Raw genomic sequence first — 25,768 nt, forward strand, 5'->3', positions numbered from 1 at the left:
TCCCATGCCGCTATCGTCCCGCGCCCGCCGCCTGCTTCGCGATACCGACCTGGCGCTTCGCAGCACCTCCCGGGTGGAGAAGCCCCGCGGCAAGGCCGTGGAAGAGGTGGTTGCCTGGTGCCAGGCGCAGGATATCGAGCTCGGCTCGCGGCTCAGCCATGGCCGCCTGGTGCTGGACCGTGACTTGCTGGCCCACATCGACGAGGCCCTGGCCGCCCTGGGTGAGCCCGCCATCGCCGCCGAGCTCGGCGGCCTGACCAGCGTCGAGCAGGCTGCCCTCGGCAACCGCGAGGCGAAGGGCGTACGGTCGGCGCCCCGCGAGCGGCGAGTGCTGGCCAGCCTGCCGGCGGTAAACCGTCCCGGGGTCGCTTGCCGGGGGCGTGACCACCTCGACCTCGACTGGCATGAGCTTGACCTCGCCGCCTTCGATGTCCTGGTACAGGTCGAGAACCTCGACAGCTTCTACGCGCTGCAAGGCGAGCCGCCGGCGCTGTCGCCCTGGCCGCGCCCGCTGGTGCTCTACCGTGGCGATCGCCACTACGGCGGCGGCTTCGCCGACCTCGCCAGGGCCTGGTCGGCAAGCCACCGGCCCCATCTCTACCTGGGCGACTTCGATGCCAAGGGGGTGAGCATCGCGCTCGCCGGCGCTGCCAGCCACCTGCTGCTGCCGCCACTGGCGGTGGTGGCGGCGCGTGCCAACCCGCAGCAGCTGCCTGCCGAGCAGCAGGCCTACCAGGCGGCGCTGCGCGACCATGCCGCCACGCTGCCCGCCGGGCACCCCCTGGCCGGCTATCTCGCGCTGCTGCTCGGCGAGCAGCGCGGCCTGCTGCAGCAGTGGTTCGGCAGCGGCGACGACTGGGTCGTGGTGCCGCTGCATGCTCGCACTAATTCCTGATGCCCCAACCGGACGACGCCACCGTGGAACTCCTGCAGACGCTCGATACGACCCACCTGATCCTGGGCCTGGCCACCTTCGCCGCCGGCCTGGCGATCGCCTTCGCCCTCCAGCAGCGCCGCATCGCTGCCACGCGCCGTGAGCGGGACGACCTGCGTGGCGAGCTGCATGCCCAGCAGCTGGAGGCGCGCGAGCAGGTGGTGGCCCTGCAGGTGGCCGAGGGCGAGGTGGAGACCCAGCGCGAGGCGAACCGCGAGCAGCAGGGCGAGGTGCAGCGCCTGCGCGAGGCCTACTATGCGCTGCGTCAGGCCCACGGCGAGCTGACCACCCGCCTGGAGGATAAGGAGGCGCACTTCGCCCGCCAGCTAGAGTGGATGGAGGAGAGCAAGGGCCAGCTCAAGGTGGAGTTCGAGAACCTGGCCAACGAGCTGCTGGAGCAGAAGGGCAAGGCCTTCTCGTCGCTCTCCGAGCGCAACCTGCAGGGCCTGCTCAGGCCCTTCCAGGAGGAGATCAAGGGTTTCCGCGAGAAGGTCGAGACCCTGCACCACCAGGAGACCGCCCAGCGTGCCAGCCTGACCACCGAGCTCAGGCACCTGCAGCAGCTCAATCGCGACATCACCGACCAGGCCGCCCGGCTCACCGAGGCGCTCAAGGGGCAGAAGAAGGTGCAGGGCAACTGGGGCGAGCTGATGCTGGAGAACGTGCTGGACAGCGCCGGCCTGCGCCCCGGTGAGGACTACCAGCGCGAGAAGAGCTTCACCACCGAGGCCGGCAAGCGCCGTCCCGATGCGCTGGTCTATCTGCCCGAGGGGCGCCACCTGGTGATCGACGCCAAGACCTCGCTTGCCGCCTACCTGGAATACGTCAACGCCGAGGACGAGGCGACCCGCCGGCGGGCGCTGGCCGATCACGCCCGGGCGGTGGGTGAGCGCATCGAGGAGCTGGCCGACAAGCACTACTACGACCTGCCGGGGCTCAACTCGCCGGAGGTGGTGATCATGTTCATCCCGGTGGAGTCCGCCTATATCGAGGCGTTGCGCCACGACGCCATCCTCTATCAGCGCGCCGTCGAGCGCAACGTGCTGGTGGCCACCCCGACCACGCTGCTCACCAGCCTGAATATCGTCGGCCAGCTGTGGCGCTTCGAGAACCAGAGCCGCCACAGCGCCGAGCTGGCGCGCAAGGCCGAGCGCTTCCACAGCAAGCTCGCCACCTTCTTGGACAGCATGCAGGACGTGGGGCGCAAGCTCGACGGCGCGCGGGAGAGCTACGACCGGGCGCTGGGCCAGCTGGTCAACGGCCGCGGCAACCTGGTCAAGCAGGCCAGCGAGTTCCGCGAGCTCGGCGTGGCGGTGAAGAAGGAACTGCCCGCCGAGGTGTTGGAGCGCGCCCGGCTCGAGGTGGGAACCGCCACGCCGGGTGATGAGCGGAGCGATGATCGGCAACAAGGCTGACGCCTCGGCCGGCGTTGGAAAACGGGCGCTTTTCTGGTCAGCTGGGGGTAGCCGGTGGTTTCCCGGCGTCGCCATGAGCGCTGACAGCCCACAGGACAGGGAGTCGAGATGGCCTTTCGTTTCCAGCGTCGCATCCGCCTGGCGCCCGGGGTGCGCCTCAACCTCAGCAAGCGCGGCCTCGGCCTCTCGCTGGGCCCGCGCGGTGCCAGCCTTAGCCTGGGGCCGAGCGGCGTGCATGGCCATGCCGGGATTCCCGGCACCGGCCTTTCCTATCGGCAGAAGCTCTCCGGCGCCGATCGGCAGCGACGTGGTACCCGCGACGCCGCGGCCTCGGCTCTGGCTCAGCGGCTGGCCGAGGGCGAGAGCCTGGCGCTGACCCTCGAGGTCGAACAGAGCGGCCAGCTCCGCTACTTCCATGCCGACGGCACGCCCCTGTCGGACGCCGAGGCGCGGGCGGTGCGTCGACATGCCGAGGCGAGCCTGCGCGAGCAGCTCCAGGCCCACTGCGAGCGCCTCAACGCCGATCTCGATCGCCTGGGGCGCCTCCACGAGGAGACGCCGGCGCCCGAGGCCTCGGGCTACGCGATGCGCGACTTCGCCGAGCCGCCTCCGCCGCCGTTCGAGCCGCAGCCCCCGGCCTGGTGGCATGCGCTGTGGCCGCCGGCGAACCGCGCCCGGGAGGCGCAGAACCGCCGGCAGCGCGCCGAGTTCGACGAGCGCTACCGCGCCTGGGAGTGGCGCAAGGCGGAGCACGATGCCGCCGAGTTCGCCCGCCATCGCCGCGAGAGCGAGGGCGTCTGGGACGATCCGGAGGCGATGGAGGCGACCCTGCGTGAGCGGCTGGAGGAGATCGACTGGCCCCGGGAGACGCTGATCGACTTCGACCTGGGCAGCGATATCTCGACCATCGCCGTGGACATCGACCTGCCCGGCGAGGAGGAGGTGCCCGATCGCTATTGGGGTATGCCCCCCAAGCAGCTCAAGCTCTCGCCACGCCGGTTGAGCGATACCCGCCAGCGCAAGCTCTACCGCGACCATGTCCACGGCATCGCCTTCCGCGTGCTGGGGGCGGTGTTCGCCCGCCTGCCGGGGATCAAGGAGGCGCGGGTCTCCGGCTACCGCCAGGTGGTCGACCCCGCCACCGGCGCCGAGCGCGACCAGTACCTCTACAGCGTCAAGGTCACCCGCACCCAGTGGCAGGCGATCCGTTTCGACCGCCTCGACCAGGTCGACCCGGTGGCCGCCTTGGAGGCCTTCACCCTGCGCCGCGACATGACCAAGACCGGCATCTTCCGCGACATCGAGCCGCTGAAGCTGGTGTAGAGTGCCCGACGAGGTGCTGGATGCCATCGAGTCGGAAGCTCGGAAAAGACATCCTCCATCATGTGGCGGCTGGCCTGCCGGTCCTCGCCAGATCGAGAAAAGGTAGATGCACCCGGCCCAGCGGAGCCTGGCCAAAGGGAAGAAGAATGGGCCGGTGAGCGTGCTGGGCGGCACCGGCAAGACGGTGGTGGCCATGCACCAGGCCAAGTGGCTTGCTTGCCGAGAACTTCGCCGGCAGCGCCCAGCCTGGTGAGCCACTGGCGCCGGTGGTCAATTCCGCCGCCGACGCCGTGACCCGCCGCCAGCGCGAGAACGAGGAGCGCGCGCTGCTCTACGTCAGCCTTACCCGCGCTCGCAAGCTGGCGTTCGTCTTCGGCTACGGGCAGATGAGCGAGTGGTTTTAAGCAGCAGGGCAGGATGGCAGGGCACGGAGCAAGACGCTTAATGCCTCGCGGTTGCGGGGTGGCAGTGAGGCTTATTCTGATTCGGCGGACCGGTCCGGCTCAGCGGACTCCTGGTTGCGAGCCTGCTGCTTGGCTGCTCGTCCCTCCAGTACTCTTGGAGCGACGAACAGGGCGACCATGCCAAACAGGTCCAGCGCACCGATGAGACCGGCCACGGCAGGGCTGAATGGCGCGATGATGGCAGCGGTTACAAAGCCTCCAAGGGCGATTGTCAGTCCGTAACGCTGGCCACGCTTGTCCTTTTCGATGGCACCGTTCAGGCCAGTTTTCTGCATATCGTGGGTATGCTTCTGATCCTCCACGGCCATCTGCAGGATTGTGCGGCGCGTATGCTCGTCGTATGAGTTGAAGTGGTCGGGGTGAGGCAGGGAGCCGCTGTACATGGTCGTTTGCTGTTGAATGGCCATGACATGCTGGTGGGGTTCATCCTCAACGAGCATGCCGGCCAAGGCCTCCTGTTGGCCTGGGGTCAGCTGGCCGCTCTTGAGGCCTTGAAGTAGCGCGTCGGTGTCTATCTCCGGATCAAGGTACTCACCGACGGGATCTTGTTCTGGCGGGTGCTTCTCGCGTGGCGACGAAGTATCCTCATCGCTGTGCCCCTGTGGCACCTCATCACTCATGGTTTATGACTCAGCTGTTCATAAGCCTTGATAGATTTGCAAAGCTGATTACCCACGTTTTGCCAATACTGCCCCATTCGCTGCTGGGGCGTACCCTTGGGCATATGCTCGAGGTAGTTGCTCGCCGGCCAGATCTCCATGACAGATCCCGCCGTGCGGATCTTGCGATACGGCCTGGTGCGAACTTTCATAAGGTAACTCCTGAATTCTCGACAATGCTCTCTGAAAGCATATGCACTGCGATGTCGCGTTTCATTATGCGTTAGGGATGACTCAACCTCCAGCTGGACTCTCATCCGGGTATTGCTGCGCAAGGCCCAAACGAAAAACCGCCACCCGGCATGACCCGTAAGTGGCGGTTTCTCTTGATGTTTCTGGTCGGAGCGACAGGATTCGAACCTGCGACCTTTGCAACCCCATTGCAACGCGCTACCAAGCTGCGCCACGCTCCGACTCTGTTTCCCGGTTCCTGGCCGTTCGGCCTGTGCCCCGAGAACGAGGCGTATACTAGCGCTTTCCTCGGCAAATGAAAAGCCCCTTTAGCACTTTCTTTTCAATTGCTTGGCCCTTGGGCGCTGTGGCCGGCCAGCGCGATGCACTATGCTATGGCCCAGGCAGTGATGGTGTAGCGCGCAGGGGTTCTGTCGAAAGCCCAGGCGCCGAGGCGGTGCGTGGCCGCGTGGGGTGCCTCGGCAGAGTCGGCCGCAAGGGCGAGGAGGAAGATGACATGGCGGGTGGATGGAGCAGGGATGGAGCGGTTCAGGATCAGATCGATGCCAGTGTCGAGGACGCGGTCGAGCGGGCTCGCAGCCGGCTTCCCCATGGCGAGGGCCTGGCGCGCTGCGAGGAGTGCGATGAGGAGATACCCCGGGCGCGGCGCGAGGCGATCCCCGGGGTTCGCCTGTGTGTCGCCTGCCAGGCCGAGCGCGACAGGCGGCAGGGCGCCACAGCGGGTTACAACCGCAGGGGTAGCAAGGACAGCCAGCTGCGATGAGACACACCGGCTTCCTGGAGAGCAGTCCCGTCAGGTGCAAGACCAGGCGAGTGGGTGAGTGGCTGACGTGCGGCGCCATCGTCCGCGTGACGCCGTCGTGGGGGGTGTCGACCACCGGAGGTGCACAATGCCGTTGATCATGGGGATGAGTGTGCTGCTTACCTGTCAGTTCCTGGGCGAGGTGATCGCCCGGGGACTGACGCTGCCCATCCCGGGGCCGGTCATCGGCATGGTGATCCTGCTGGCAGGGCTGATGGTCAGGGGCAAGGTGCCCAGAAGCCTGCGGCTTACCGGCGAGGGGCTTCTATGCTACCTGACGCTGCTGTTCGTGCCGGCTGGGGTGGGGTTGATGGTGCACTTCGCCCTGATCGGACGCGATCTGGTGCCGATCCTGGTGACCCTGATGGTCTCCACCGGCCTGACCCTGGCCGCCACCGCCTGGGTACTGGATCGCCTCAACCGGCGGCGGGGAGGGCAGGGGCGATGAACCTGGCGAGCCTCGACCAGCTGTGGGTCTACCTCTCGGGCAATCCGCTGCTGTGGCTGCTGGGCACCCTGGTGGTGTTCGCCCTGGCGGTTCGCATCAACAAGGCGCTGGGGGGCACGCCCCTGGTGCATCCGGTGACGCTCTCCATCGCCATGCTGATCGGGCTGCTGTTGCTGGCGGACATGGACTACGCCACCTACTTCGAGGGGGCGCAGTTCATTCACTTCCTGCTGGGGCCGGCTACCGTGGCGCTGGCGATCCCCCTCTACGACCATCGTGAGCGGATCCGGCGCCTGCTGGTACCGCTGCTGCTGGCCTGCCTGGTGGGCATAGCGGTGGCGGTGACCAGCACCGTGGGGCTGTCGCTGGCGCTGGGGGCACGCCTCGAGACGGTGCTCTCCCTGGCGCCGCGCTCGGTGACCTCGCCCATCGCCATGGGCATCGCCGAGCAGATCGGCGGCATTCCGTCGCTCGCGGCGGGGCTGGTGCTGCTCACGGGCTCCATCGGCTGTGCGCTCTCGCCCTGGGTGTTCCGGCTGCTGAGGATCGAGGACCCGGCGGTCAAGGGCTTCGCGCTGGGCCTCTCGGCCCATGGTTTCGGTACCGCCCAGGCATTCGCCCGTATCGGCGCGGTGGCGGGGGCCTTCTCGGGCCTCGCCATGGGGCTGACCGGCCTGCTGACGGCCTTCCTGCTGCCGCTGATCACCCGCCTGCTGGGGCTGGGGAGCTGAAACGACGACGCCCCCGGCGGGGGGGCGTCGCTCGGTCGCTGTCTTCTCGCTCGGGCCGTCAGATCTCTTCCCAGAGCCGCTTGCGGAAATCGTGGGTGAGCTGGGTGGCCTGTTCTAGCCGCTTCATCTGGGCGTCTCCGACCTCCTTGACCAACTTCTCGTAGCACGCCTGCACCTCCTCGGGGGTGGTGGGCTGCTCGCCATCGAAGCACCTGGCCATGCGCTCGCCGCTCTCGGCGATCGCCCTGACGAACTGGGCCTCGAACTGCAGCGCCTCGGCGAGGCTCTCCATCCAGGCGAGTTGGGCCTTGGCCATGGGGTTGGCGCCCTTCATCCACTGCTGTTGCCACCAGTCGAACATCGGGTTGGTGAATGCATTCTGGGCCATGATGACCTCCCGTTGAACGTCGTTTGGGCCGCTGTCGCCTCGGGCCCGGGATGTGTGTCTAGAGTATAGGAGAGCCGCCCGTGATGGGCCTGGGGCGGTCATGGGTTGTTTGATTCATGTCACGGGAGAATGGCGATGTGGAGCGTGGTCAAGTCGGTGCTGGCGGCCTTCTTCGGGGTGCAGAAGGAGGTGCGGCGGCGGGAAGACTTCGAGCAGGGACGCCCCCTGATGTTCATCGTGGTAGGCATCCTCATGGCGCTGGTGCTGGTGGTGGTGGTGGCCCTGGTGGCCATGGCCGTGGCCCGTTGAAACTGGCGTTGGCTGCGGCGGCGGCTGCGACAGCCGGTCACGGGCAGGCCGTCTACACTCCTTCATGAGAGGTCGCTGAACTTTTCCGACACGCCGCGCGTGGTTGCCGCCAGGTCACCACGCGTGTGACGACAACAACAAGCAAGGAGGAGGCGCCGATGCGCACGTTCATCGTGTGGATGGCAGGTTGCCTGGTCGTCCCCCTGATGACGACGCTGGCCATGGCCAACGGCTGGAACATGCCGGTGGGCGTGACCGACGTGAGTCGCGAGGTCCACTCGCTGCACATGACCATCTTCTGGATCTGCGTGGTCATCGGCGTGGTGGTGTTCGGGGTGATGTTCTACTCCCTGTTCCGCTTCCGCCACTCCAAGGGGGCCAAGCCTGCCCATTTCCACGAGAACACCTTGGTGGAGGTGCTGTGGACGGCGGTGCCCCTGCTGATCCTGGTGGGCATGGCGGTGCCGGCCACCGCCACCCTCAAGAAGATGTACGACCCCTCCGACGCCGACCTCGACGTGATGATCACCGGCCAGCAGTGGCGCTGGCGCTACGAGTACCTGGGCGAGGATGTCGCCTTTACCTCCAACCTGGGCACCTCCCGCGAAGCGATCAGCGGCGCCGAGGAGCGCGGCGAGCACTACCTGCTGGAGGTCGACGAGCCGCTGGTGCTGCCCGTGGGTCGCAAGGTGCGCTTCCTGCTCACCTCGGATGACGTCATCCACTCCTGGTGGGTGCCGGACCTCGCCGTCAAGCAGGACACCATCCCGGGGTTCGTCAACGAGAACTGGGTGCGCATCAACGAGCCGGGCATCTACCGCGGCCAGTGCGCCGAGCTGTGCGGCATGGATCACGGCTTCATGCCCATCGTGGTGCACGCCATGGAGGGCGAGGAGTTCGACGCCTGGCTGGCCGAGCGCAAGGAGGCGGCGGCCCAGGAGGCCCAGGGCGTCGATCGCGAGTGGTCCATGGAGGAGCTGATGGCGCGCGGCGAGCAGAGCTACAACGCCGTCTGTGCCTCCTGCCACCAACCCGACGGCAGCGGCAACCCGCCCGCCTTCCCGGCGCTGGCCGGCAACCAGGCGCTGATGGATGACCGCGAGCGGCACATCGATACGGTGGTCAACGGTGTGTCGGGCGCGGCCATGCCGGCCTTCCGCAGCACCCTGAACCCGGTGGAGATCGCCGCCGTGATCACCTACGAACGCAACGCCTGGGGCAACGACACCGGTGACCTGGTGCAGCCTGCGGAGATCGCCGAGCGGCTGGCCGACTAGGCCGGCCCTCGGGGCTTCCCCCGTCCCCAGCGACGACACAAGAACCGCGAAGATCAGGGAGATTGACCATGGCGCCGAAGCTGCCCTTGCATCACCCCGTCGAGCAGAGCTCCACCGCCAGTGCCGGCGGCCAGGCGAGTGCCCACGCCGCGCCACCCCGCGGGCTGATGCGCTGGCTGCTCACCACCAATCACAAGGAGATCGGCAGCCTCTACCTGATCTTCTCGCTGACGATGTTCTTCATCGGCGGGATCTTCGCCCTGGTGGTGCGTGCCGAGCTGTTCCAGCCTGGCCTGCAGCTGGTGGTGCCGGAGTTCTTCAACCAGATGACCACCATGCACGGGCTGATCATGGTGTTCGGGGCGATCATGCCGGCCTTCGTGGGGCTGGCCAACTGGATGGTGCCGCTGCAGATCGGGGCGCCGGACATGGCCCTGCCGCGGCTCAACAACTTCAGCTTCTGGCTGTTGCCGGTGGCCTTCACCCTGTTGCTCAGCACCCTGCTGATGCCGGGGGGCGGGCCCAACTTCGGCTGGACCTTCTACGCGCCGCTCTCCACCACCTATGCGCCGCCGTCCACCACCTTCTTCATCCTCTCGCTGCATATCGCCGGCATCAGCTCGATCCTCGGTGCCATCAATATCATTGCTACCATCCTCAACCTGCGTGCCCCGGGCATGCGCCTGATGGACATGCCGCTGTTCTGCTGGACCTGGCTGATCACCGCCTTCCTGCTGATCGCGGTGATGCCGGTACTGGCCGGGGTGGTCACCATGATGCTGATGGACATCAACTTCGGCACCAGCTTCTTCAATGCCGCCGGTGGCGGCGATCCGGTGCTCTTCCAGCACCTGTTCTGGTTCTTCGGGCACCCCGAGGTCTACATCATGATCCTGCCGGCGTTCGGCATCGTCTCGGCGATCATCCCGACCTTCTCGCGCAAGCGGCTGTTCGGTTACGCCTCCATGGTCTACGCCACGGCCTCCATCGCCATCCTCTCCTTCCTGGTCTGGGCCCACCACATGTTCACCGTGGGCCTACCGCTGGCCGCCGAGCTGTTCTTCATGTACACCACCATGCTGATCGCGGTGCCCACCGGGGTGAAGGTGTTCAACTGGATCGCCACCATGTTCCGTGGCTCGATCAGCTTCGAGCCGCCGATGCTGTTCGCGCTGGCCTTCGTGGTGCAGTTCACCATCGGTGGCTTCTCGGGGCTGATGCTGGCGATCTCGCCGGCGGACTTCCAGTACCACGACACCTACTTCGTGGTAGCCCACTTCCACTACGTGCTGGTGCCCGGCGCGCTCTTCGCGATCCTCGCCGCCGCCTACTACTGGCTGCCCAAGTGGACCGGCCACTACCCCAACGTGAAGCTGGCCCAGTGGCACTTCTGGCTCTCTGTGATCGGTGTCAACCTGACCTTCTTCCCCATGCACTTCTCGGGGCTGGCGGGGATGCCGCGCCGCATCCCCGACTACGCGCTGCAGTTCGCCGACTTCAACGTGGCCTCGAGCCTCGGCGCCTTCCTGTTCGGCGCCTCGCAGCTGCTGTTCGTGCTGCTGATCATCAAGTGCGTGCGCGGCGGCGAGAAGGCCCCGGCCAAGGCCTGGGAGGGCGCCGAGGACCTGGAGTGGAGCGTGCCGAGCCCGGCGCCGCTGCACACCTTCGAGCATCCGCCCACCTTCCGCCGCGATGGCGAGTGAGGCCCGCGCCAGGAGGAGACCGCCATGTCCGATGCCCGGGAAGCCGCCAGCCGTCAGGGCGTGCGTCGCACCGTCGCCAAGACGCTGTTCGCCCTGGCCGGGATGTTCCTCTTCGCCTTCGCCCTGGTGCCACTCTACGACGTCTTCTGCGAGGTGACCGGGCTCAACGGCAAGACCAGCGGCTCGGCCCAGGCCCTGGTGCACGAGGAGGTCGACGCCTCGCGCATGGTGACGGTGCAGTTCGTGACCCGTGGCAGCGCCGGGCTGCCCTGGAACTTCGAGGTCGAGACACGCCAGGTACGCGTCCATCCCGGCCAGAGCGCCGAGGTCGAGTTCGCCTTCCACAACCGGGCCGAGACGGCGCTCAGGGGTCGGGCGGTGCCCAGCGTGACGCCGCCCCGGGCGACCCCGCACCTGCGCAAGCTGGCCTGCTTCTGCTTCCAGGAGCAGCGCCTCGAGGCGGGAGAGAGGCTCTCGGCGCCGCTGGTGTTCCAGCTGACCCGCGACCTGCCCGAGGACGTCAATACCGTAACCCTGGTCTACACCCTGTATCCGGTCACCCGTGACGAGGCGCCGCTTCAGGCGCGGGCGACTGCCGGCAAAGGAGATGAGGCATGAGTGGTGGCAGCTACTACGTCCCCGCAACCAGCAAGTGGCCGATACTGGGCTCGCTGGCGCTGGGGACCATGATGATCGGCACCGGCATGGTGCTGGTGCACGGCAGCGGCAGCGCGCTGATGGGGCTCGGGATCCTGGCGGTGCTGGCGGTGATGGGGCTGTGGTTCCGCGACGTAGTGAAGGAGTCGCGCAGCGGCCTCTACGACGCCCAGATGGACCGCTCCTTCCGCCAGGGCATGGCCTGGTTCATCTTCTCGGAGGTGATGTTCTTCGCGGCCTTCTTCGGCGCGCTCTTCTACGTGCGTACCTTCGCGCTGCCATGGCTCGACGGCGAGGGTGCCAAGGGCGTGGCGGCGCTGCTGTGGCCGGACTTCACCGCCAGCTGGCCGCTGCTGGAGCCGCCGGGCGACGTCGCCGGGCCGCGCGACACCTTCAGCCCCTGGCAGCTGCCGCTGGTCAACACCCTGATCCTGGTGGGCTCGAGCATCACCCTCACCGTGGCCCACGAGGGGCTCAAGGAAGGCATGCGCGACACCACCCGCAACTGGCTGCTGGTGACGGTGCTGCTGGGCTTCACCTTCATCGTCATCCAGGGGGTGGAGTACTACGAGGCCTACCACCACTACGGGATCACCCTGCAGGCGGGGATCTACGGGGCGACCTTCTTCCTGCTTACCGGCTTCCACGGTGCCCACGTGATCATCGGGGCCACCATCCTCACGGTGATGCTGATCCGCATCCTGCGCGGGCACTTCGCCCCCGAGCACCACTTCGGCTTCGAGGCGGCCGCCTGGTACTGGCACTTCGTGGATGTGGTGTGGATCGGCCTCTTCCTGTTCGTCTATGTCTTCTGAGGCCTGGGCTCCAGAGAAAAAAATCAGGCCAGGTTGCCGGCGTAGAAGCCGTAGAGCAGCAGGGCGAGCAGGGTGGCCGCCAGCGCCACCCGCAGCTTGAGGGAGACGAGCAGGCGCCGCGAGGCGCCGCCGTCGCGCAGCAGGAAGCCGGCGCCGGCGGCCAGGCTCGTCAGCATGGCCAGGAACACCATAGCGATCAGGATCTTGAGCAGCATGGCAAGCACCTTGAGTATCACGTCCTCTCAGCATGCCCGCCGCGGCCGATGGCGGCAACGCCTGTGGTATGCGCTGTGGTCGCTGCTGGTGGTGCTGGGGCTGGCGCTCGGCCTGTGGCAGTGGGAACGCGCCGCGGAGAAGCGTGCCTACCTGGCGCGCCTGGCCGGTGCCCCGACCCTGACGGCTCCTCGAGAGGCGCCCCCCGAGGGCAGCCGGCTGACCCTCTCCGGCGAGTACCTGGCGGATCACACCCTGTTCCTGGACAACCGCACCCATGATGGCCGCCTGGGGGTGGCCCCGCTGACCCCGCTGCGCGGCGACGACGGCCGGCTGTGGCTGGTCCAGCGTGGCTTCCTGGAGACCGGTACCAGCCGCGCCGACCCCGTCGTCGACACCCCGCAGGGGCGGGTGACCCTGCGCGGTCGCTGGCAGGCGGCGGGGGAGGGGGCGCCGCTGTTCGGGCCCAACCGCGAGGGCGCGCGGCTGCAGCGCATCGCGCTGGAGGTCTGGCCGCTCGACTTCGCCCATGCCGGCTGGCTGCACCTGGAGGAAGGGCCCGGGGCGCTGCCTGCCTGGTGGACCCCCAACGTGCTGCCACCGAGCCGTCATGTCGGCTATGCCATCCAGTGGTGGGGTCTCGCCCTGGCGGCCCTGGCGGTGATGATCCTGGGTGGGCGCCACCTGGGCCGTGACATCTCGAAGGAGGAGCCTCGATGAGCGCTGCATCCCCCGCGTCCCGAGGGCGCCTGAAGCTGGCGGCCCTGCTGCTTTTCCTCTCGCTGCCGGTGCTGGTGGCCACCGTGATGGCGCTGACCCGGGTGGGGATCCCCGAGGGGCGCACGGCGCACGGCGAGCTGGGGCCCGGGGTGCCGAGCCTGGCGCAGTGGCCGCTGGATGCCCCGGTCGACGAGGCACTGGCCGGCGACTGGGTGCTGGCCTTCGACTGTCGCGAGCGTTGCGCCGAGCGTGGCGATCTCTGGTGGCGGCTGCACCGGGCCCTGGGGCGCGAGGCGCCCCGGGTCAGCCGGCTGCGGGTCGGGGGCAGCGAGTCGGCCCTGCCCGGCGAGGTGGTGGCGCAATGGCGCAAGCGGCCTGACTGGGCCGAGGGGGAGCGCCTGTGGCTGCTCGACCCCCGGGGGTTGCCGGTGCTGGGCTATGCGGCGGACGTCGACCCCTATGCGGTGAAGGATGACCTGGGAAAACTGCTGCGCATGAATCCGGAGGCTCCCTGGCAGGGTGGCCAGGAGCTGGCCGGGCGCTGAGGCCCGCGGAGGGAGAGACGACGATGCACGAGCAACAGGGACGACTGGCGCTGCTCAAGGCCCTCAGCCTGGTGGGGGTGGCGGCTACGGTGGTGGTGATCCTGGTGGGCGCCTGGACGCGCCTGGTGGATGCCGGGCTCGGTTGCCCGGACTGGCCCGGCTGCTACGGTGCCCTGGTGGTGCCGGACGAGGCGCGAGCCCTGGCACATAGCCCCGACACGCCGCTGGAGGGCGCCAAGGCGTGGATGGAGATGATCCATCGCTATGTGGCCTCGGCCCTGGGACTGCTGGTGATCGTCCTGGTGGTGCTGGGTCGGCCGCTGCGCCGGCGCCCCGACTACCCGTGGGGAGTGAGCCTGGGGCTGCTGGCGCTGATCCTGCTCCAGGGGGCCTTCGGTGCCTTCACCGTGACCCTCAAGCTGTGGCCCCAGGTGGTCACCCTGCACCTGCTCGGCGGGCTCTCGGTGATGCTGATGTTCCTGTGGCTGCACCTGCGCCTGCGCCGCTGCGCCTCCGGGCGCCTGACCCTGGGGGGCGTGGCGCCGCCTCGCCGCCGCCTCACCCCGCTGTGGGGCGTCGCCGCGGCCCTGCTGGTGATGCAGCTGGCGCTGGGGGGCTGGGTGTCGAGCAACTACGCCGGCATCGCCTGCCAGGGCTTCCCCACCTGCAACGGCGAGTGGTGGCCGGCCCTGGACTGGAGCGAGGGGTACCACCTGACCCAGGCGGTGGGGCCCAACTACCTGCATGGCCAGCTGCATGCCGAGGCGCGCGCCGCCATCCAGGTGGGCCACCGCCTGGGGGCCCTGGCGCTGGGGGTGGCATTGCTGGCGCTGGTGCTGAGCGCCTGGCGGGAGCGGGCCATGCGCCCCTGGCTGGCGGGCCTGGGGCTCGCCTATGGCATGCAGTTCCTGCTGGGGGTGGCCAACGTGCTGCTGTGGCTGCCGCTGTGGTTGGCCCTGCTGCACACCGCCGGTGCCGTGGCCCTGGTGCTCGGCCTGGCGCTCGCGGCCTGGGCATGGCGGGCCTTGCCGCCCCAGGCCGACACGATACGACAACCGACCGAGAAGGAGTGGGCCCATGTCTGAAGCGCTGACCGGCGAGATGCGAGTCGCCGAGCTCCCCGTCGTGGCACCGACCGCCTGGGGCTGGCGAGACCTGGTGACCCTGGGCAAGCCACGGGTGGTGGCGGTGATGCTGGTGTGTGCCCTGGTGGGGATGGCGCTGGCCACGCCGACCCTGCCTTCCCCCGCTGTGGTGCTCTTCGGCCTGCTGGGGATCGGCCTGGCGGCCAGCGGGGCGGCGGCCTTCAACCATGTGGTGGACCGGCGGCTGGATGCCATGATGCTGCGCACCTCGCGTCGTCCGCTGGCGGCACAGCGCATGCCGAGTCCCATCGCCCTGGGTTGGGCCACGCTGCTCTCGGTGGCCGGCATCGGCCTGCTGCTGTGGCAGGTGAACGCCCTGACCGCCTGGCTCACCCTGGGGTCGCTGATCGGCTATGCGCTGGTCTACACCGCCTTCCTCAAGCACGCCACGCCCCAGAACATCGTCATCGGCGGGGTCGCCGGGGCGGCGCCGCCGTTGCTGGGCTGGACGGCGGTAGCCGGCCAGGCCGGCCCCGAGCCGCTGCTGCTGGTGCTGATCATCTTCGCCTGGACCCCGCCGCACTTCTGGGCGCTGGCGCTGCACAAGCGCGACGAGTACGCCCGGGCCGGGGTGCCGATGCTGCCGGTGACCCACGGCGAGGCCTTCACCCGCCTGCAGGTGTGGCTCTACGGCTGGCTCACCGTGGCGGTGACCCTGTTGCCCTTCGTGATCGGCATGAGCGGCGCCGTCTACCTGGTGGGGGTGATGGCGCTGAACCTGCGCTTCATGGTGTGGAACTTCCGGGTCTGGCGGGGGGCCGACCCGAAGGCCCCGCTGGCGGCCTTCTGGTTCTCGATCCGCTATATCCTGGGGCTCTTCGGCGTGCTGCTGTTGGACCACTACGCCCAGGCCTGGGCGCTGTGGGTGGCGCCGGCCCTGCCGTAAGCAAAAGCGTGGGGATACCAATGACACGGGCCCGGCGATCGCCGGGCCCGTGTCATTGGTGGGAAGGGTGTCACCAGAGCAACTGGATCAACCCGTAGGCCATCAGCGTCACCAGCACGGTGCTGATCAGGTTGAGTACGAAGCCCGCGCGTATCATCGACTGTATCTTCATGTGCCCGGTGCCGAAGACGATGGCGTTCGGCGGGGTCGCCACCGGCATCATGAAGGCGCAGCTGGCGGCGATGGCCGCGGGCACGGTGATCAGCAGCGGCGAGATCTCCAGCGACAGGGCCAGGGCCCCCAGTAGGGGCAGGAAGGCCGCGGCGGTGGCGGTGTTGGAGGTGACCTCGGTGAGGAAGATGATCACCAGCACCACGACGCCGACCATGGCCAGCAGCGGCAGGGCGCCGAAGACGCCGAGCTGTTCGGCGATCCACTCGGCCAGGCCGGTGCGGGTGATGGTGCCGGCGAGCGCCAGGCCGCCGCCGAACAGCAGCAGGATGCCCCAGGGCACCTGGTGGGCATCCTCCCAGGCCAGCAGGCGCTCGCCTCTCGCCTGGCCGCTGGGCAGCAGGAAGAGCGCGATGCCGGCGGCGATGGCGACGCCGGTGTCGGTCAGCCAGCCAAGGCCCAGGTCGTTGAGCAGCGGGCGAGCGACCCAGGTCAAGGCGGCCAGGCCGAAGACCAACGCGACGCGCCGCTCCGGGGCGGTCATGGGGCCGAGTCGCCCCAGCTCGTCCTCGACCAGGGTGCCGCTCTGCTCGGCGGCGTTCAGGGCGAAGCCGCGGCGCGTCAGCCACCACCAGGCGGCCACCATCATGGCGATGCTGATCGGCAGCCCCACCAGCATCCACTGGGCGAAGCCTAGGTCGATGCCGCGATCCTCGGCCAGGTAGCCCGCCAGCAGGGCGTTGGGCGGGGTGCCGATCAGGGTGGCGACCCCGCCGATACTGGCGGAGTAGGCGATGGCCAGCAGCAGGGCGGTGGCGTAGCGCCTGAGCTCCTTGGGGTCGCTGTCATCGAGCAGACTGATCACCGACATGCCGATGGGCAGCATCATGATCGCCGTGGCGGTGTTGGAGACCCACATGCTGAGAAAGCCGGTGGCGACCATGAAGCCGGCGATCTGCCGGCGGGGCTGGTGACCGACCAGCTTCAGGACATGCAGGGCGAGGCGGCGGTGCAGCTGCCAACGCTGCATGGCGATGCCCAGCAGGAAGCCCCCCAGGAAGAGGTAGATGATGGGGTTGGCGTAGCTGCCGGTGGCCTCGCCCATGCTGCCGAGCCCGAGGGCCGGCACCAGCACCATGGGCAGCAGCGAGGTAGCGGGAATCGGGATCGCCTCGGTGGACCACCAGGTGGCCATCAGCAGCGCCATGCCCATGCAGGCCCAGGCCGCGGAGGCCATGCCGCCGGGTGGCGGCAGCAGCAGGGTGGCGGCGAGCAGCGCGGGGCCAAGCCACAGGCCGATGCGTGAGGCGAGGGGCGGTGTCGAGGGGTCGTCGGCGGGATGAGGGTCGGGGGTGGCCATGATCGCTCCTTGTCGTCGGGTGGCGGCATTCTAGTCCGCACCCGGCCGCATGCAAGCGTTCGGCGTTGGGGTCACTCTCCATGAGCGGGTAGAATCCCAGGCGACTCATTCCGACTAGGGGAATCCCCATGACGACGACCACTGCCGTGATCCTGGCCGGCCTGGGCCTGGTGATCATCGCCGGCCTCGGTGCCTACGCCTTCACCCTGTGGCGCGAGGTGCGCCGGCGCCAGGAGCGCCAGGAGGCGGAGCTGCGTCGTGCCCACGACAACTGCCTGGAGAACCTCGAGCTGGTCGCCTCGGCGCTGCTCCAGGAGCAGGTGGACGTCACCGAGGGGGCCTGGCGCTGCAAGGTGCTGCTCGAGATCCTCGACCCGCGCCTGATGGAGCGGGAGAGCTTCCGCCCCTTCGGCGAGGTGCATGCGCTGACCCGCCACCTGCATACCCACCAGGCCCGCCAGGCGCTCAGTCCCAAGGAGCGCTTCCGGGAGGACAAGGAGCGCCATGCGGTAGAGGAGGCGCACCGCCAGGCGGTGCTCGAGGCGGCACAGGCCGTGCTGGTATTCCGTCGCGACTGGCCGGCCAGCCTCCACTGACCGGTCGACTGGCGGTTTATCGAACACTGTGCGCTTTCGCCACGATTCTGCTAAATTGCTGATAGGCGATTGAAACCGCCGTCATGCTGCTGCAAGCTTGGCGGCGTGTCGCCAGGCACTCGAGCCATCACGAGCCGGGGCCGCGACATGGTAGCCGCGACGTGCGAACGCGGCGCCCGATCGTCGGGATCATCTGGGAAGGCGGTAAGCGGTTGCCTGCCCTGGAGCGACTAAGAAAAGAGAAGGAGTTTCCCCATGAAGAAGTCCACGACTGGCTTGCTGCTCGGTTCTGCTCTGGTGGTCGGCCTCTCCGGCTGTGCCACCTCCAACACCAGCACCACCTCCTCCGACAAGCCCTGGTACCAGCACCCGATGGTCTGCGGCCTGGCGGGTGGCGTCATCGGTGGTGGCATCGGCTATGCCAGCAGCGGCGAATCCGATGAGGACGACGGCGCCGCCATCGGTGCCACGGCGGGTGCCACCATCGGTGCCATGCTGTGTGCCGACAGCCCGGAGCCGCAGCCTGAGCCCGAGCCGATGCCGGAACCCGAGCCCGAGCCGGAGCCCGAGTTCGAGCCGGTGACCCTGCAGAGCGACGTCACCTTCGCCTTCGACTCCGCCGAGCTGCGTCCCGGCGCCGAGTACGAGCTCAACGAGGTGGCGGCGACCCTGAACGACAACCCGGAGATTCGCGTGACCATCGCCGGTCACACCGACGCCATCGGCAGCAACGAGTACAACCTCGACCTCTCTCAGGATCGTGCCGATTCCGTGGCCGACTACCTGATGAGCCAGGGCGTCGCCGGTGATCGCATGCGTACCGTGGGCTATGGCGAGGAGCGTCCGGTCGCCACCAACGAGACCGACGAAGGCCGCGCCATGAATCGTCGCGTGGAGATCATGAGCCAGTAAGCCTGGTTCGATCGCGACGAGCCCTGACGGGCTCGCCGGCAGGGGCGCCTTCGGGCGCCCCTGCTGCGTTATGGGCCGCCCCGGTTTCGTTCCAGGTCGCTGGCGCCCGTTGTCCCGCTTTGCTATCGTGGCGCGTCATTCGGCGCGGTGTGCTACTCGGTTCTCACCGGCTCGGCCATGTCTGAGAGCCCTGCCGAGCTGGCGTCACCGGCTCGCCGAGTGCGCTTGTGCCATTCACTCCCGTTCATCGCGACATGTGGTCTTTCGTATGGGCCACCACTGCGCTAAAGGACCCCTTCATGCCCATCGTTACCCTGCCGGACGGCAGCCAGAGACGCTACGACGAACCGCTCACCGTGATGCAGCTGGCCGAGGACATCGGGCCCGGTCTCGCCAAGGCCTGCGTGGCCGGCAAGATCGACGGCGTGCCGGTGGACGCCGCCGATGTCATCGAGCGCGATGCCGAGGTCGCCATCCTCACCGCCAAGGATCCCGAAGGCCTGGAGGTGGTGCGCCACTCCTGCGCCCACCTGATCGGTCATGCCGTCAAGCAGCTATATCCCGAGGCGAAGATGGCCATCGGCCCGGTCATCGAGGATGGCTTCTACTACGACATCGACTTCGGGCGCTCGGCGACCCCGGAGGACCTCGAGGCGATCGAGGCGCGCATGAAGGCGCTGATCGACACGGGCTACGAGGTGGTCCGCGAGTACGTCGATCGTGACAAGGCGATGCTCACCTTCCTGCATCGCGACGAGCCCTACAAGCAGGAGATCGTGCGGGAGATCCCGGAAGGCGAGACCATCCGGCTCTACCATCACGAGGAGTACACCGACATGTGCCGGGGGCCCCATGTGCCCAACACCCGGCACCTGAAGGCGTTCAAGCTGACCAAGCTGGCCGGCGCCTACTGGCGCGGCGACGCCGAGAAGCCGATGCTGACCCGCATCTACGGCACCGCCTGGCCCGACAAGAAGCAGCTCAAGGCCTACCTGAAGCGCCTGGAGGAGGCCGAGAAGCGTGACCACCGCAAGCTGGCGCGCAAGATGGACCTCTTCCACCTCCAGGAGGAGGCGCCGGGCATGGTGTTCTGGCATCCCAACGGCTGGACCATGTACCAGGCCCTGGAGCAGTACATGCGTCGGGTGCAGGTGGAGAACGGCTATCAGGAGATCAAGACGCCCCAGGTGGTGGATCTCTCGCTGTGGAAGAAGTCCGGCCACTGGGGCCATTACAGCGAGCTGATGTTCACCACCGAGTCGGAGAAGCGCGACTACGCCATCAAGCCGATGAACTGTCCCTGCCACGTGCAGGTGTTCAACCAGGGGCTGAAGAGCTATCGCGACCTGCCCCTGCGCCTGGCGGAGTTCGGCAGCTGCCATCGCAACGAGCCCTCCGGCTCGCTGCATGGCCTGATGCGGGTGCGCGGCTTCACCCAGGACGACGCCCACATCTTCTGCAGCGAGAAGCAGATCCAGTCCGAGGCCGAGGCGTTCATCGCCTTGACGCTGAAGGTCTATCGTGACCTCGGCTTCGAGGACGTGGAGCTCAAGCTCTCCACCCGCCCGGACGACTACATGGGCGAGCCCGCGCTGTGGGACCGCGCCGAGGCCGGCCTCGAGGCGGCGCTGAACGCCACCGGCCTCGACTGGGAACTGCAGCCGGGGGAGGGTGCCTTCTATGGCCCCAAGATCGAGTTCTCCCTGCGCGACTGCCTCAACCGCGTCTGGCAGTGCGGTACCCTGCAGCTCGACTTCAACCTGCCGGGCCGCCTCGGTGCCCAGTTCGTCGACGAGGATGGCGCCCGCAAGACGCCGGTGATGCTCCACCGGGCGATCCTCGGCTCCTTCGAGCGCTTCCTGGGCATCCTCATCGAGCACTACGCCGGGGCCATGCCGCTGTGGCTGGCGCCCCAGCAGGCGGCGATCCTCAATATCACCGATGCCCAGCGTGACTACGTGCTGGATCTGGAGCGTCGGCTGCAGAAAATCGGCCTGCGCGTCAAGGCGGACTTGAGGAACGAGAAGATCGGCTTTAAAATCCGGGAGCATACGTTGCAGAAGGTTCCCTATCTCCTGGTCGTAGGAGATAAGGAAGTCGAGGCCGACTCGGTGTCCGTGCGCTCGCGTACCGGTGAGGATCTGGGTACCCTGCGGGTCGATGACCTCATCGAGCGCTTCAGCGCCGAACTCGGCCAACGACATCGTCAATCGTCTTAAGGAGACTGAGCGATCAAGCGAAGCAACCCAAGAGGGCGTGTCCAGGATAAGCGCCCCCCGATGAACGAGCGTATCACCGAGGATCAGGTCCGCCTGATCGACAGCGACGGCGAGCAGCTGGGCATCGTGCCCACCAGCGAAGCGCTGGAGCGCGCCGAAGCGGCCGGAATGGACCTCGTGCAGATTTCCAATGCCGATCCGATCGTCTGCAAGATCATGGATTACGGCAAGTTCGTCTTCGAGCAGAAGAAGCAGAAGGCTGCTCAGAAGAAGAAGACGAAGCAGATTCAGGTCAAGGAAGTGAAGTTCCGGCCTGGCACCGACGAGGGCGACTATCAGGTCAAGATGAAGAACCTGACACGCTTCCTCGAGAACGGTGACAAGGGCAAGGTCACGCTGCGTTTCCGCGGCCGCGAGATGGCGCACCAGGACATCGGCCGCAAGCTGATGGAGCGGATCGCCGCCGATCTCGAGGACCTCGGGACCGTGGAGTCCTTCCCCAAGATGGAAGGGCGGCAGATGATCATGATCATCGCCCCCAAGAAGAAGCAGTAACCGGTACCGCCCGGCAAGCGGTACCCCGAAAAAGTGATCCGATGGCCGGTTCAACGGGCGCATGGCAGCTGCCATGCGTCGGCCGCGGGTTTTCTCAAGAACCTCGAGCGGAGTTTTCCTCATGCCGAAGATCAAGAGCAACAGTGGCGCCGCCAAGCGCTTCAAGAAGACGGCCAACGGCTTCAAGCACAAGCAGTCGTTCCGTAGCCACATCCTGACCAAGAAGTCCACCAAGCGGAAGCGTCATCTGCGCGGCATGAAGCAGATCCACGACGCGGACAAGGCGCTCATCCAGCGGATGCTGCCCAACCTCTAACCCCTTGGAAGACCACACTTTACGTCAGGAGTAAGCCATGACTCGTGTCAAGCGGGGCGTCGTCGCCCGTCGCCGTCACAAGAAGATCCTCAAGCAGGCCAAGGGCTACTACGGTGCCCGCAGCCGCGTCTTTCGCGTCGCCAAGCAGGCGGTCATCAAGGCCGGTCAGTACGCCTACCGCGACCGTCGCCAGCGCAAGCGTCAGTTCCGTGCGTTGTGGATCCAGCGTATCAACGCCGGTGCTCGTCAGCACGGCCTCTCCTACAGCCGCTTCGTCGGCGGTCTGAAGAAGGCCGGCATCAAGATCGACCGCAAGGTCCTGGCGGACCTGGCCGTCAACGAGAAGGCCGCCTTCGCGGCTATCGTCGAGAAGGCCAAGGCTGCCCAGTAAGAGACAGCGTCACTTCCGATCGCGCGGCAACCGCCGCGTGGTCGCCGACGTCGCAGGGGAAGAGCAGCCGCTCTTCCCCTGTTTTTTTAGCCCTGTGACTTACGTATCGAATTCGGAGCGCAACGGATGGACCACCTTCCTCAACTGGTCAGCGAGGCCCGCCAGGCGATCCAGGCCGCCGAGACCATTCCGGCCCTGGAGGAGCTGCGCGTGCGCTACCTCGGCAAGAAGGGCGAGATCACCGCGCAGCTCAAGGGGCTGGGCAAGCTGCCCGCCGCCGAGCGCCCGGCCGCCGGCGAACGCATCAACCAGGCCAAGCAGGCTCTCAGCGAGGAGCTGGAGGGGCGCAAGGCGACCCTCGAGAAGGCGGCCCTGGAGGCGCGCCTCGCCGCCGAGCGCATCGACGTGACCCTTCCCGGCCGCGGCCAGCCCAGCGGCGGCCTGCACCCGGTGACCCGCACCCTGGAGCGCATCGAGGGGCTGTTCACGCGGATCGGCTACGACGTGGCGGTGGGGCCCGAGATCGAGGATGACTACCACAACTTCGAGGCGCTCAACATCCCCGCCCACCATCCCGCTCGGGGCATGGCCGACACCTTCTACTTCGATGCCACCCGCCTGCTGCGCACCCACACCTCGCCGGTGCAGGTGCGCACCATGAAGGAAGCCGAGCCGCCGATCCGCATCGTCTGCCCTGGGCGCGTCTATCGCAGCGACTCGGACCTGACCCACACCCCGATGTTCCACCAGGTGGAGGGGCTGCTGGTGGACGAGGATGTCAGCTTCGCCGACCTCAAGGGCACCATCGAGGACTTCCTCCACGCCTTCTTCGAGCGCGACGACCTCTCGGTGCGCTTCCGGCCCTCCTACTTCCCCTTCACCGAACCCTCCGCCGAGGTCGACATCCAGTGCGTGATGTGCAGCGGCGACGGCTGCCGCGTCTGCGGCCACAGCGGCTGGCTGGAGGTGATGGGTTGCGGCATGGTGCATCCGGAGGTGTTCCGCCACTCCGGCATCGATGCCGAGCGCTACACCGGCTTCGCCTTCGGCATGGGCGCCGAGCGCCTGGCCATGTTGCGCTATGGGGTCAATGACCTGCGCCTGTTCTTCGACAACGACCTGCGCTTCCTGCGCCAGTTCGCCTGATCGACCACCGCAACGCAGAACACAGCGATAGGATACGTCATGAAATTTTCCGAACAGTGGCTGCGCGAGTGGGTCTCCCCGCAGCTCGGGACCCAGGCGCTGGCCGACCAGATCACCATGGCCGGCCTCGAGGTGGATGCGGTGGCCCCCGTCGCCGCCACCTTCGCAGGGGTGGTGGTGGCCGAGGTGCTGGAACGCACCCCGCATCCCGATGCCGACAAGCTGAGCCTGTGCCGGGTCGATGACGGCAGCGGCGAGCCGGTGCAGGTGGTATGCGGGGCGCCCAACGTGGCCGCGGGGCAGCGGGTGCCCTTCGCCCGGGTCGGCGCCGTGCTGCCCGGCGACTTCAAGATCAAGAAGGCCAAGCTGCGTGGCCAGGAGTCCCGGGGCATGATCTGCTCCGCCTCCGAGCTGGGCCTGGAGGAGGAGACCTCGCCGGGGATCCTGGAGCTGCCCGGCTCGGCGCCGGTGGGCGAGGACTTCCGCGCCTGGCTGGGGCTCGACGACCACACCATCGAGGTGGACCTCACCCCCAACCGCGGCGACTGCCTGAGCCTCAAGGGGCTGGCCCGCGAGGTCGGCGTGCTTAACCGCCTGCCGGTGACGGGGCCGGAGGTCGTCGCGGTGCCGGCAACCCATGACGAGACCTTCCCGGTACGCGTCGAGGATGGCGAGCGCTGCCCGCGCTATCTCGGCCGGCTGATCAAGGGCGTCGACGTCGCCGCCGAGACGCCGTTGTGGATGGTGGAGCGCCTGCGCCGCGGCGGGGTGCGCAGCATCGACCCGGTGGTGGACGTCACCAACTACGTGATGCTGGAGCTGGGCCAGCCGCTCCACGCCTTCGACCGCGCCAACCTGCACGGGGCGGTGATCGTGCGCCTGGCCCGGGAAGGGGAGCGCCTGGTGCTCCTCGACGGCCAGGAGGTGAGCCTCGATGCCTCGACCCTGGTGATCGCCGACGAGCGCGGTCCTCTGGCCATCGCCGGCGTGATGGGCGGCGAGCACTCCGGCGTGAGTGCCGAGACCCGCGACATCTTCCTGGAGTCGGCCTTCTTCACGCCCCTGGCGGTGGCCGGCCAGGCGCGCACCTACGGCCTGCACACCGATGCCTCCCATCGCTTCGAGCGCGGCGTGGATCCGTTGCTGGCCCGCGAGGCCGCCGAGCGGGCCACCGCGCTGCTGCTCGAGATCGTCGGCGGCGAGGCGGGTCCCCTGGTGGAGGTGGCGCATGCCGAGCACCTGCCGGCAGCGCGCCGCGTCACGCTGCGCGCCGCCCGCCTGGAGCAGGCGCTGGGCAAGGCGTTGCCCGCCGCCGAGGTCGGCGAGATCCTCGAGCGCCTGGGCCTGGTGGTCGAGGCGGGCGAGTCTGGCTGGGAGGCAGCGGTCCCCAGCTGGCGTTTCGACCTCGCCATCGAGGAGGACCTGATCGAGGAGGTGGCGCGCATCCACGGCTACAACCGCCTGCCGGTGCGTCGCCCCCAGGCGCGCCTCGGGCTGCGGCCGGACCACGAGGCACGCACCCCGCTCGGGCGGCTGCGTCGCCAGATGGTGGCGCGTGGCTACCAGGAGGCGGTGACCTACAGCTTCGTCGCGCCGGAGCTGCAGAAGGCCCTGCTCCCCGAGGCGGTGTCGCCGGTGCTGGCCAACCCGATCTCCAGCGACCTCTCGGTGATGCGCGCCAGCCTCTTCCCGGGGCTGGTGCGCGCTCTGCAGCACAACCTCAACCGTCAGCAGAGCCGCGTGCGCCTGTTCGAGACCGGCCTGGTGTTCCGGGGCGAGCTCGATGACCTGGCCCAGGTGCCGATGCTCGGCGCCCTGGCCTGCGGCGCCCGGGATCCCGAGGGCTGGGCGGCCGGCCGCGAACGGGTCGACTTCTTCGACCTCAAGGGCGACCTGGAGAGCCTGCTGACCATGGGTGGCGAGGCCGACGCCTGGCGTTTCGAGCCGGCCCAGCATCCGGCCCTGCACCCGGGGCAGTCTGCCCGCCTGCTGCATCGCGGCGAGGAGGCCGGCTGGATCGGTACCCTGCACCCGGCGGTGCGCGCCGAGCTGGGCCTCAAGGTCGACGCCGTTCTGTTCGAGGTGCGTCTCGACGCCCTGACCCAGGGGCGGGTGCCGGCCTTCACCCCGCTGTCGCGCTACCCCGAGGTGCGCCGCGACCTGGCCTTCCTGGTCGACGAGGACCTGCCGGTACAGGCGCTGCTGGACACCCTGCGGGGCCAGGCCGGCGAGTGGCTCGGCGAGTGTCGCCTGTTCGATGTCTACCAGGGCAAGGGTGTACCCGAAGGGCGCAAGAGCGTGGCCCTGGGCTTGACCTGGCAGCATCCATCGCGCACGCTTAATGACGAGGAAATCAATGAGTTGGTCGACGCCATCGTCAATGAGTCCCGTCAGCATCTGGGGGCCGAGCTGCGTGGCTGACCCGACCGGGGGCGGGACGCTCCCGCGGGGTGTCGACCGGCTTGCCGAGCCGGAA

General features: G+C 68.1%; 29 protein-coding genes and 1 tRNA gene. 24 read left to right on the forward strand and 6 right to left on the reverse strand.

Features of this window, described 5'->3' with window-relative positions:
• Positions 1-4 precede the first annotated feature (4 nt).
• The 4 genes from BLP95_RS05630 (at position 5) to BLP95_RS16685 (ending at position 4,076) form a co-directional block, all read left to right on the forward strand.
• Entirely contained in the window at positions 5-895 is an 891-nt protein-coding gene (locus BLP95_RS05630; RefSeq protein WP_089677426.1) for a DUF7281 domain-containing protein, read from the forward strand.
• Entirely contained in the window at positions 895-2,349 is a 1,455-nt protein-coding gene (locus BLP95_RS05635; protein WP_089677427.1) for a DNA recombination protein RmuC, read from the forward strand. The genes BLP95_RS05630 and BLP95_RS05635 overlap by 1 nt, the downstream gene beginning before the upstream one ends.
• A 108-nt stretch (positions 2,350-2,457) precedes the next feature.
• A complete protein-coding gene (locus tag BLP95_RS05640; RefSeq protein ID WP_089677428.1) occupies positions 2,458-3,672 on the forward strand; it encodes a DUF4236 domain-containing protein in 1,215 nt (404 codons plus the stop codon).
• A 212-nt stretch (positions 3,673-3,884) separates the two neighbouring features.
• Positions 3,885-4,076, forward strand: coding sequence for a hypothetical protein (locus BLP95_RS16685; protein WP_143004408.1), 192 nt, complete (start codon positions 3,885-3,887; stop codon positions 4,074-4,076).
• A 71-nt stretch (positions 4,077-4,147) separates the two neighbouring features.
• On the opposite strand, the gene BLP95_RS05645 is transcribed toward BLP95_RS16685, so the two are convergent.
• The 3 genes from BLP95_RS05645 to BLP95_RS05650 form a co-directional block, all read right to left on the reverse strand.
• Positions 4,148-4,756, reverse strand: coding sequence for a DUF2335 domain-containing protein (locus BLP95_RS05645; protein ID WP_176760232.1), 609 nt, complete (start codon positions 4,754-4,756; stop codon positions 4,148-4,150).
• Entirely contained in the window at positions 4,753-4,947 is a 195-nt protein-coding gene (locus BLP95_RS16690; RefSeq protein WP_143004409.1) for a hypothetical protein, read from the reverse strand. Before BLP95_RS16690 ends, BLP95_RS05645 begins: the two co-directional genes overlap by 4 nt.
• A gap of 184 nt (positions 4,948-5,131) precedes the next feature.
• Positions 5,132-5,208: transfer RNA gene (locus tag BLP95_RS05650), tRNA-Pro, on the reverse strand.
• Positions 5,209-5,483: 275 nt separating this feature from the next.
• Here BLP95_RS05650 and BLP95_RS05655 point away from each other — a divergent pair.
• From BLP95_RS05655 to BLP95_RS05665, 3 genes are all read left to right on the forward strand, one after another.
• The gene (locus BLP95_RS05655) at positions 5,484-5,750 is read left to right on the forward strand and encodes a DksA/TraR family C4-type zinc finger protein (RefSeq protein WP_089677429.1); all 267 of its coding nucleotides are present in this window, start codon (positions 5,484-5,486) and stop codon (positions 5,748-5,750) included.
• Between the two features lie 127 nt (positions 5,751-5,877).
• Positions 5,878-6,237 carry a CidA/LrgA family protein gene (locus BLP95_RS05660; protein WP_089677430.1) on the forward strand — a complete coding sequence of 120 codons (360 nt, stop codon included), beginning with the start codon at positions 5,878-5,880 and terminating at the stop codon, positions 6,235-6,237.
• Entirely contained in the window at positions 6,234-6,968 is a 735-nt protein-coding gene (locus BLP95_RS05665; RefSeq protein ID WP_089677431.1) for an LrgB family protein, read from the forward strand. Before BLP95_RS05660 ends, BLP95_RS05665 begins: the two co-directional genes overlap by 4 nt.
• A 58-nt stretch (positions 6,969-7,026) precedes the next feature.
• Here the strand turns inward: BLP95_RS05665 and BLP95_RS05670 are convergent, their stop codons facing one another.
• Positions 7,027-7,356, reverse strand: coding sequence for a hypothetical protein (locus BLP95_RS05670; protein ID WP_089677432.1), 330 nt, complete (start codon positions 7,354-7,356; stop codon positions 7,027-7,029).
• A 135-nt stretch (positions 7,357-7,491) separates the two neighbouring features.
• On the opposite strand from BLP95_RS05670, the gene BLP95_RS05675 reads away from it, so the two are divergent.
• The 5 genes from BLP95_RS05675 (at position 7,492) to BLP95_RS05695 (ending at position 12,117) form a co-directional block, all read left to right on the forward strand.
• The gene (locus BLP95_RS05675) at positions 7,492-7,665 is read left to right on the forward strand and encodes a DUF2970 domain-containing protein (protein ID WP_089677433.1); all 174 of its coding nucleotides are present in this window, start codon (positions 7,492-7,494) and stop codon (positions 7,663-7,665) included.
• Positions 7,666-7,823: 158 nt separating this feature from the next.
• Positions 7,824-8,942, forward strand: coding sequence for a cytochrome c oxidase subunit II (gene coxB, locus BLP95_RS05680; RefSeq protein ID WP_089677434.1), 1,119 nt, complete (start codon positions 7,824-7,826; stop codon positions 8,940-8,942).
• A 68-nt stretch (positions 8,943-9,010) separates the two neighbouring features.
• Positions 9,011-10,645, forward strand: coding sequence for a cytochrome c oxidase subunit I (gene ctaD, locus BLP95_RS05685; RefSeq protein WP_089677435.1), 1,635 nt, complete (start codon positions 9,011-9,013; stop codon positions 10,643-10,645).
• Positions 10,646-10,669: 24 nt separating this feature from the next.
• Positions 10,670-11,263, forward strand: a complete 594-nt coding sequence (locus tag BLP95_RS05690) for a cytochrome c oxidase assembly protein (protein WP_089677436.1) — start codon at positions 10,670-10,672, stop codon at positions 11,261-11,263.
• Positions 11,260-12,117, forward strand: a complete 858-nt coding sequence (locus tag BLP95_RS05695) for a cytochrome c oxidase subunit 3 (protein WP_089677437.1) — start codon at positions 11,260-11,262, stop codon at positions 12,115-12,117. Before BLP95_RS05690 ends, BLP95_RS05695 begins: the two co-directional genes overlap by 4 nt.
• Positions 12,118-12,140: 23 nt before the next feature.
• Here BLP95_RS05695 and BLP95_RS05700 read toward each other — a convergent pair whose 3' ends face one another.
• The gene (locus tag BLP95_RS05700) at positions 12,141-12,332 is read right to left on the reverse strand and encodes a DUF2909 family protein (protein ID WP_089677438.1); all 192 of its coding nucleotides are present in this window, start codon (positions 12,330-12,332) and stop codon (positions 12,141-12,143) included.
• 10 nt (positions 12,333-12,342) lie between these two features.
• Here BLP95_RS05700 and BLP95_RS05705 point away from each other — a divergent pair, with 10 nt between their 5' ends.
• The 4 genes from BLP95_RS05705 to cyoE are packed head-to-tail and all read left to right on the forward strand — an operon-like array spanning position 12,343 to position 15,626.
• The gene (locus BLP95_RS05705) at positions 12,343-13,050 is read left to right on the forward strand and encodes an SURF1 family protein (protein ID WP_245678693.1); all 708 of its coding nucleotides are present in this window, start codon (positions 12,343-12,345) and stop codon (positions 13,048-13,050) included.
• Entirely contained in the window at positions 13,047-13,595 is a 549-nt protein-coding gene (locus BLP95_RS05710) for a hypothetical protein (protein WP_089677440.1), read from the forward strand. The genes BLP95_RS05705 and BLP95_RS05710 overlap by 4 nt, the downstream gene beginning before the upstream one ends.
• Before the next feature lie 23 nt (positions 13,596-13,618).
• Positions 13,619-14,680: a COX15/CtaA family protein gene (locus BLP95_RS05715; protein WP_089677441.1), complete on the forward strand. Its 1,062-nt coding sequence runs from the start codon at positions 13,619-13,621 to the stop codon at positions 14,678-14,680.
• A 16-nt stretch (positions 14,681-14,696) separates the two neighbouring features.
• Positions 14,697-15,626: a heme o synthase gene (gene cyoE, locus BLP95_RS05720; protein WP_089677657.1), complete on the forward strand. Its 930-nt coding sequence runs from the start codon at positions 14,697-14,699 to the stop codon at positions 15,624-15,626.
• 70 nt (positions 15,627-15,696) lie between these two features.
• On the opposite strand, the gene BLP95_RS05725 is transcribed toward cyoE, so the two are convergent.
• Complete coding sequence (locus BLP95_RS05725; RefSeq protein ID WP_089677442.1) at positions 15,697-17,157, reverse strand: SLC13 family permease; 1,461 nt, start codon at positions 17,155-17,157, stop codon at positions 15,697-15,699.
• A 128-nt stretch (positions 17,158-17,285) separates the two neighbouring features.
• Here BLP95_RS05725 and BLP95_RS05730 point away from each other — a divergent pair, with 128 nt between their 5' ends.
• The 8 genes from BLP95_RS05730 (at position 17,286) to pheT (ending at position 25,713) form a co-directional block, all read left to right on the forward strand.
• Positions 17,286-17,753 (forward strand): DUF2489 domain-containing protein, encoded by a 468-nt coding sequence (locus tag BLP95_RS05730; protein ID WP_089677443.1) that lies wholly within the window; start codon positions 17,286-17,288, stop codon positions 17,751-17,753.
• A gap of 255 nt (positions 17,754-18,008) precedes the next feature.
• On the forward strand, positions 18,009-18,665 hold the full coding sequence (locus BLP95_RS05735; protein ID WP_089677444.1) for an OmpA family protein: 657 nt from the start codon (positions 18,009-18,011) through the stop codon (positions 18,663-18,665).
• A 299-nt stretch (positions 18,666-18,964) separates the two neighbouring features.
• Positions 18,965-20,884: a threonine--tRNA ligase gene (gene thrS, locus BLP95_RS05740; protein WP_089677445.1), complete on the forward strand. Its 1,920-nt coding sequence runs from the start codon at positions 18,965-18,967 to the stop codon at positions 20,882-20,884.
• Positions 20,885-20,896: 12 nt separating this feature from the next.
• Entirely contained in the window at positions 20,897-21,439 is a 543-nt protein-coding gene (infC, locus tag BLP95_RS05745; RefSeq protein WP_281187373.1) for a translation initiation factor IF-3, read from the forward strand.
• 121 nt (positions 21,440-21,560) lie between these two features.
• Complete coding sequence (gene rpmI / locus BLP95_RS05750) at positions 21,561-21,755, forward strand: 50S ribosomal protein L35 (RefSeq protein ID WP_023006837.1); 195 nt, start codon at positions 21,561-21,563, stop codon at positions 21,753-21,755.
• A gap of 37 nt (positions 21,756-21,792) precedes the next feature.
• The gene (gene rplT, locus BLP95_RS05755; RefSeq protein ID WP_089677447.1) at positions 21,793-22,146 is read left to right on the forward strand and encodes a 50S ribosomal protein L20; all 354 of its coding nucleotides are present in this window, start codon (positions 21,793-21,795) and stop codon (positions 22,144-22,146) included.
• Positions 22,147-22,272: 126 nt separating this feature from the next.
• Positions 22,273-23,292, forward strand: coding sequence for a phenylalanine--tRNA ligase subunit alpha (pheS, locus tag BLP95_RS05760; RefSeq protein WP_089677448.1), 1,020 nt, complete (start codon positions 22,273-22,275; stop codon positions 23,290-23,292).
• A 39-nt stretch (positions 23,293-23,331) separates the two neighbouring features.
• Positions 23,332-25,713 carry a phenylalanine--tRNA ligase subunit beta gene (pheT, locus tag BLP95_RS05765; RefSeq protein WP_089677449.1) on the forward strand — a complete coding sequence of 794 codons (2,382 nt, stop codon included), beginning with the start codon at positions 23,332-23,334 and terminating at the stop codon, positions 25,711-25,713.
• Positions 25,714-25,768: the final 55 nt, after the last annotated feature.

Origin of the sequence: Halomonas shengliensis (assembly GCF_900104135.1) — a bacterium.
In the GTDB taxonomy this organism is placed as follows: Bacteria; Pseudomonadota; Gammaproteobacteria; order Pseudomonadales; family Halomonadaceae; genus Halomonas; species Halomonas shengliensis.

Coding starts and splice junctions, on each gene's coding strand:
- BLP95_RS05645 (WP_176760232.1), bottom strand. CDS start 4,756: ATGAGTGATGAGGTGCCACAGGGGCACAGCGATGAGGATACTTCGTCG.
- BLP95_RS16690 (WP_143004409.1), bottom strand. CDS start 4,947: ATGAAAGTTCGCACCAGGCCGTATCGCAAGATCCGCACGGCGGGATCT.
- thrS (WP_089677445.1), top strand. CDS start 18,965: ATGCCCATCGTTACCCTGCCGGACGGCAGCCAGAGACGCTACGACGAA.
- BLP95_RS05640 (WP_089677428.1), top strand. CDS start 2,458: ATGGCCTTTCGTTTCCAGCGTCGCATCCGCCTGGCGCCCGGGGTGCGC.
- BLP95_RS05675 (WP_089677433.1), top strand. CDS start 7,492: ATGTGGAGCGTGGTCAAGTCGGTGCTGGCGGCCTTCTTCGGGGTGCAG.
- BLP95_RS05655 (WP_089677429.1), top strand. CDS start 5,484: ATGGCGGGTGGATGGAGCAGGGATGGAGCGGTTCAGGATCAGATCGAT.
- BLP95_RS05635 (WP_089677427.1), top strand. CDS start 895: ATGCCCCAACCGGACGACGCCACCGTGGAACTCCTGCAGACGCTCGAT.
- cyoE (WP_089677657.1), top strand. CDS start 14,697: ATGCGAGTCGCCGAGCTCCCCGTCGTGGCACCGACCGCCTGGGGCTGG.
- coxB (WP_089677434.1), top strand. CDS start 7,824: ATGCGCACGTTCATCGTGTGGATGGCAGGTTGCCTGGTCGTCCCCCTG.
- BLP95_RS05630 (WP_089677426.1), top strand. CDS start 5: ATGCCGCTATCGTCCCGCGCCCGCCGCCTGCTTCGCGATACCGACCTG.
- pheT (WP_089677449.1), top strand. CDS start 23,332: ATGAAATTTTCCGAACAGTGGCTGCGCGAGTGGGTCTCCCCGCAGCTC.
- BLP95_RS05725 (WP_089677442.1), bottom strand. CDS start 17,157: ATGGCCACCCCCGACCCTCATCCCGCCGACGACCCCTCGACACCGCCC.
- rplT (WP_089677447.1), top strand. CDS start 21,793: ATGACTCGTGTCAAGCGGGGCGTCGTCGCCCGTCGCCGTCACAAGAAG.
- BLP95_RS05710 (WP_089677440.1), top strand. CDS start 13,047: ATGAGCGCTGCATCCCCCGCGTCCCGAGGGCGCCTGAAGCTGGCGGCC.
- BLP95_RS05665 (WP_089677431.1), top strand. CDS start 6,234: ATGAACCTGGCGAGCCTCGACCAGCTGTGGGTCTACCTCTCGGGCAAT.
- BLP95_RS05690 (WP_089677436.1), top strand. CDS start 10,670: ATGTCCGATGCCCGGGAAGCCGCCAGCCGTCAGGGCGTGCGTCGCACC.
- BLP95_RS05715 (WP_089677441.1), top strand. CDS start 13,619: ATGCACGAGCAACAGGGACGACTGGCGCTGCTCAAGGCCCTCAGCCTG.
- rpmI (WP_023006837.1), top strand. CDS start 21,561: ATGCCGAAGATCAAGAGCAACAGTGGCGCCGCCAAGCGCTTCAAGAAG.
- BLP95_RS05695 (WP_089677437.1), top strand. CDS start 11,260: ATGAGTGGTGGCAGCTACTACGTCCCCGCAACCAGCAAGTGGCCGATA.
- BLP95_RS05670 (WP_089677432.1), bottom strand. CDS start 7,356: ATGGCCCAGAATGCATTCACCAACCCGATGTTCGACTGGTGGCAACAG.
- BLP95_RS05660 (WP_089677430.1), top strand. CDS start 5,878: ATGCCGTTGATCATGGGGATGAGTGTGCTGCTTACCTGTCAGTTCCTG.
- pheS (WP_089677448.1), top strand. CDS start 22,273: ATGGACCACCTTCCTCAACTGGTCAGCGAGGCCCGCCAGGCGATCCAG.
- BLP95_RS05735 (WP_089677444.1), top strand. CDS start 18,009: ATGAAGAAGTCCACGACTGGCTTGCTGCTCGGTTCTGCTCTGGTGGTC.
- BLP95_RS05700 (WP_089677438.1), bottom strand. CDS start 12,332: ATGCTGCTCAAGATCCTGATCGCTATGGTGTTCCTGGCCATGCTGACG.
- ctaD (WP_089677435.1), top strand. CDS start 9,011: ATGGCGCCGAAGCTGCCCTTGCATCACCCCGTCGAGCAGAGCTCCACC.
- BLP95_RS05730 (WP_089677443.1), top strand. CDS start 17,286: ATGACGACGACCACTGCCGTGATCCTGGCCGGCCTGGGCCTGGTGATC.